The 4191-nt window shown below is 68.8% G+C and carries 2 protein-coding genes; both read left to right on the top strand.

The window, feature by feature from the left end; translation table 11 throughout:
- The first annotated feature begins 97 nt into the window (after positions 1-97).
- Positions 98-2680, top strand: a complete 2583-nt coding sequence (gene ptsP, locus JYJ84_RS29915; protein ID WP_205189848.1) for a phosphoenolpyruvate--protein phosphotransferase — start codon at positions 98-100, stop codon at positions 2678-2680.
- Between the two features lie 87 nt (positions 2681-2767).
- Positions 2768-4191, top strand: a 1424-nt coding sequence (gene nagE, locus JYJ84_RS29910) for an N-acetylglucosamine-specific PTS transporter subunit IIBC (RefSeq protein ID WP_205189847.1), incomplete at its 3' end; no start/stop codon positions are given.

Below are 4191 nucleotides of genomic sequence, written 5' to 3'. Positions count from 1 at the left end.
GATGGCGGCGGATCTCGCCGTCGCGCGCGGCCGCAATCCCGATACGCCGCGCCACCTGAACAAAGTCACCGAAACGCACTGATAGCCGAGACAGCCGATGAGACGCGCCGAGGAGTCCCAGTTGAAGAGCCCCACCCACGATCAGATCGTCCTGCTTGCCCCGCTGACGGGGCCGATCGTTCCGCTGGCCGACGTGCCCGATCCGGTGTTCTCCGGCGGGATGTTCGGCGACGGCATCGGCATCGACCCGCTCGCGGGCCAGCTCGTCGCGCCGTGCGCGGGCGTCGTGTCGCACCTCGCGCGCACGGGCCACGCGGTGACGATCACGACGCCGCAAGGCGCGGAAGTGCTGCTGCACATCGGCATCGACACCGTCGAGCTGAACGGGCAGGGCTTCACTGCGCACGTCGAGTCCGGCGCGCGTGTCGAGGCGGGCACGCTGCTGATCGAGTTCGACCAGGACGCGGTGGCGCGCAGCGCGCATTCGCTCGTATCGGTGATCGCGATCGCGAACTCGGATGCGTTCGAGGTCGTCGATCGTGCCAGCGGTTTCGCGACGGCCGGCAAGACGCCGCTGCTCGCGCTGCGCGGCAAGGGCGAAGCGGCCGTGCAGGCGACACAAGCCGGCGCTGCGGCGCAGAACGAAGTGCGCCGTGAAATCGTGCTGGCGCAGCCGGGCGGCCTGCATGCGCGGCGGGCGGCGCGTGCACGCGAAGCCGTGCGCGGGTTCGACGCGACCGTCGACGTGCTGTTCGATGGCCGCAAGGCGTCGATCGCGAGCGTCGTCGGCTTGCTCGGCCTCGGGGCCGGCGAAGGCGCGACGGTCGAACTGGTCGGCCGTGGCGCGCATGCGCAGCAGGCCGTCGATGCGGTCGAGCACGAGCTGCTGCGCGAAGCGCATGGCGAAGTCGAGGAAAAACCGGCGCGGCTGAGGTCGCCCGCGCCGCAGACGGTCGCGCGCAACGTCGGTGCCTCCATCGACCCGAACACGCTCGCAGGCGTGTGCGCGGCGCCCGGCATTGCGGTCGGCACACTGGTGCGTCTCGACGATGCGGAAATCGTGCCGCCCGAGCAGGCCGCCGGCACGCCGGCTGCGGAAAGCCGCCAGCTCGACCAGGCGCTGAAGGCCGTCGACGCCGAACTCGACGAAACGGTACGCAACGCATCGGCACGCGGCGCGGTCGGCGAAGCGGGCATCTTCGCGGTGCACCGCGTGCTGCTGGAAGACCCGACGCTGATCGACGCGGCGCGCGACCTGATCAGCCTCGGCAAGAGCGCGGGCTTCGCCTGGCGCGCAACGATCCGCACGCAGATCGACACGCTGTCGAAGCTCGACGATGCGCTGCTCGCCGAACGCGCGGCCGACCTGCGCGACATCGAGAAGCGCGTACTGCGCGCGCTCGGTCATACGAACGGCGCCACGCGTGCGCTGCCCGACGAAGCGGTGCTCGCGGCCGAGGAATTCACGCCGTCCGATCTGTCGTCGCTCGATCGCCAGCGCGTGACCGCGCTCGTGATGGCGCGCGGCGGCGCGACGTCGCACGCGGCGATCATCGCGCGGCAGCTCGGCATTCCGGCGCTGGTCGCGGTTGGCGATGCGCTGTACGCGATTCCGGACGGCACACAGGTCGTCGTCGATGCGAGCGCGGGCCGGCTCGAACACGCACCGACCGCGCTCGATGTCGAGCGCGCGCGGCACGAACGCCAGCGCCTGGACGGCGTGCGCGAGGCGAACCGGCAACTGGCGGGAGAAGCGGCCGCGACGGTCGACGGTCGCGCGATCGAGGTCGCCGCGAACATCGCGACGCTCGACGATGCGAATACCGCGGTCGACAACGGCGCCGACGCGGTCGGCCTGCTGCGCACCGAATTGATGTTCATCCATCGCCAGGCTGCGCCGACGGTCGTCGAGCACCAGCAGAGTTACCAGTCGATCGTCGACGCGCTGCAGGGCCGCACCGCGATCATCCGCACGCTCGACGTCGGCGCCGACAAGGAAGTCGACTACCTGACGCTGCCGCCCGAACCGAACCCGGCACTTGGCCTGCGCGGCATCCGTCTCGCGCAGGTGCGCCCCGATCTGCTCGACGACCAGTTGCAGGGCCTGCTCGCGGTGAAGCCGTTCGGCGCGGTGCGCATCCTGCTGCCGATGGTGACCGACGCGGGCGAGCTCGTGCGCCTGAAAAAGCGTGTCGACGAATTCGCGCGCGCACAGGGCCGCACCGAGCCGATCGAGGTCGGCGTGATGATCGAGGTGCCGTCGGCCGCGCTGCTGGCCGACCAGCTCGCGCAGCACGCAGATTTCCTGTCGATCGGCACCAACGACCTGACGCAGTACACGCTCGCGATGGACCGCTGCCAGGCCGATCTGGCCGCGCAATCCGACGGCCTGCATCCGGCCGTGCTGCGCCTGATCGACATCGCGGTACGTGGTGCGGAAAAGCACGGCAAGTGGGTCGGCGTGTGCGGTGCGCTCGGCGGCGATCCGCTCGCGGTGCCGATCCTGGTGGGCCTCGGCGTGACCGAACTGTCGGTCGACCCCGTATCGGTGCCGGGCATCAAGGCGCGTGTGCGCCGTCTCGATTACCAGTTGTGCCGTCAGCGCGCGCAGGATCTGCTCGCGCTCGATTCGGCACAGGCGGTAAGGGCAGCAAGCCGCGAGGTCTGGCCGCTCGACTGAGCGTCGACGGCAGGTTCGCGACCGGTTTCACGACGAAAGCAATTAGGTCAACGACGATTAATGACGAGACAAGGATTGGAGGACTGAATGAACGGGAATCCGTTTCTGAAAATACAGGGCCTGGGCCGGGCGCTGATGCTGCCGATCGCGGTATTGCCGGTTGCCGGCATCCTGCTGCGACTCGGCCAGCCGGACGTGTTCAACATCAAGATGATCGCCGACGCCGGCGGTGCGATCTTCGACAACCTGCCGCTGCTGTTCGCGATCGGCGTGGCGGTCGGGTTCGCGAAGGACAACAACGGCGTGGCGGCGCTCGCGGGCGCGATCGGCTACCTGATCGAAACCGCGATCATGAAGGACATCGATCCCAAGCTGAACATGGGCGTGCTGTCCGGGATCATCGCGGGTGTGGTCGCGGGCCTGCTGTACAACCGCTATAAAGACATCAAGCTGCCGGACTACCTCGCGTTCTTCGGCGGCAAACGGTTCGTGCCGATTGTCACGGGCCTGGTCTGCGTGATACTCGGCATCGCGTTCGGGTACGTGTGGCAGCCGGTCCAGCATGCGATCGACGCGGCCGGCCAGTGGCTGACGACGGCGGGCGCGATCGGTGCGTTCGTGTTCGGCTTCCTGAACCGCCTGCTGCTCGTCACGGGCCTGCATCACATCCTCAACTCACTCGCGTGGTTCGTGTTCGGCAACTTCACGCCGCCGGCCGGCGGCGAGATCGTGCACGGCGACCTGCACCGCTTCTTCGCGCGCGATCCGTCCGCGGGCACCTTCATGGCCGGCTTCTTCCCGATCATGATGTTCGGCCTGCCGGCAGCGTGTCTCGCGATGCTGCACGAAGCGCCGAAGGAGCGCCGCGCGATGGTCGGCGGGCTGCTGCTGTCGATGGCGCTGACGTCGTTCCTGACCGGCGTGACCGAGCCGATCGAATTCAGCTTCATGTTCCTCGCACCGGTGCTGTACGTGATCCACGCGGTGCTGACGGGGTTGTCGCTCGCGATCTGCCAGATCCTCGACGTGAAGCTCGGCTTCACGTTCTCGGCCGGCGCGATCGACTACGTGCTGAACTACGGGCTGTCGACGAAGGGCTGGATCGCGATCCCGCTCGGCATCGCGTACGGTGCCGCGTACTACGGGCTGTTCCGCTTCTTCATCCGCAAGTTCAACATGGCCACGCCGGGCCGTGAACCGGCATCGGCCGATGCGGCCGCGGAATCGTACGCATCGGGCGGCTTCGTCGCACCGGCTGCGGGCGCCGCGGCGGTTGCCGTTGCGCCGCGTGCGCAGCGCTACATCGCCGCGCTCGGCGGGGCCGGCAACCTGTCGGTCGTCGACGCGTGCACGACGCGCCTGCGCCTGACCGTCGTCGATCCGGAGCGGATCTCGGAGCCGGAGCTGAAGTCGATCGGCGCGCGTGGCGTGCTCAAGCGCGGCGGCAACAGCGTGCAGGTGATCATCGGGCCCGAGGCCGACATCATTGCCGACGAGATGCGTACCGCCAT

Source organism: Burkholderia sp. LMG 13014 (assembly GCF_905232215.1).
GTDB lineage: Bacteria > Pseudomonadota > Gammaproteobacteria > Burkholderiales > Burkholderiaceae > Burkholderia.
This window is presented reverse-complemented; position numbering and strand designations above follow the sequence as displayed.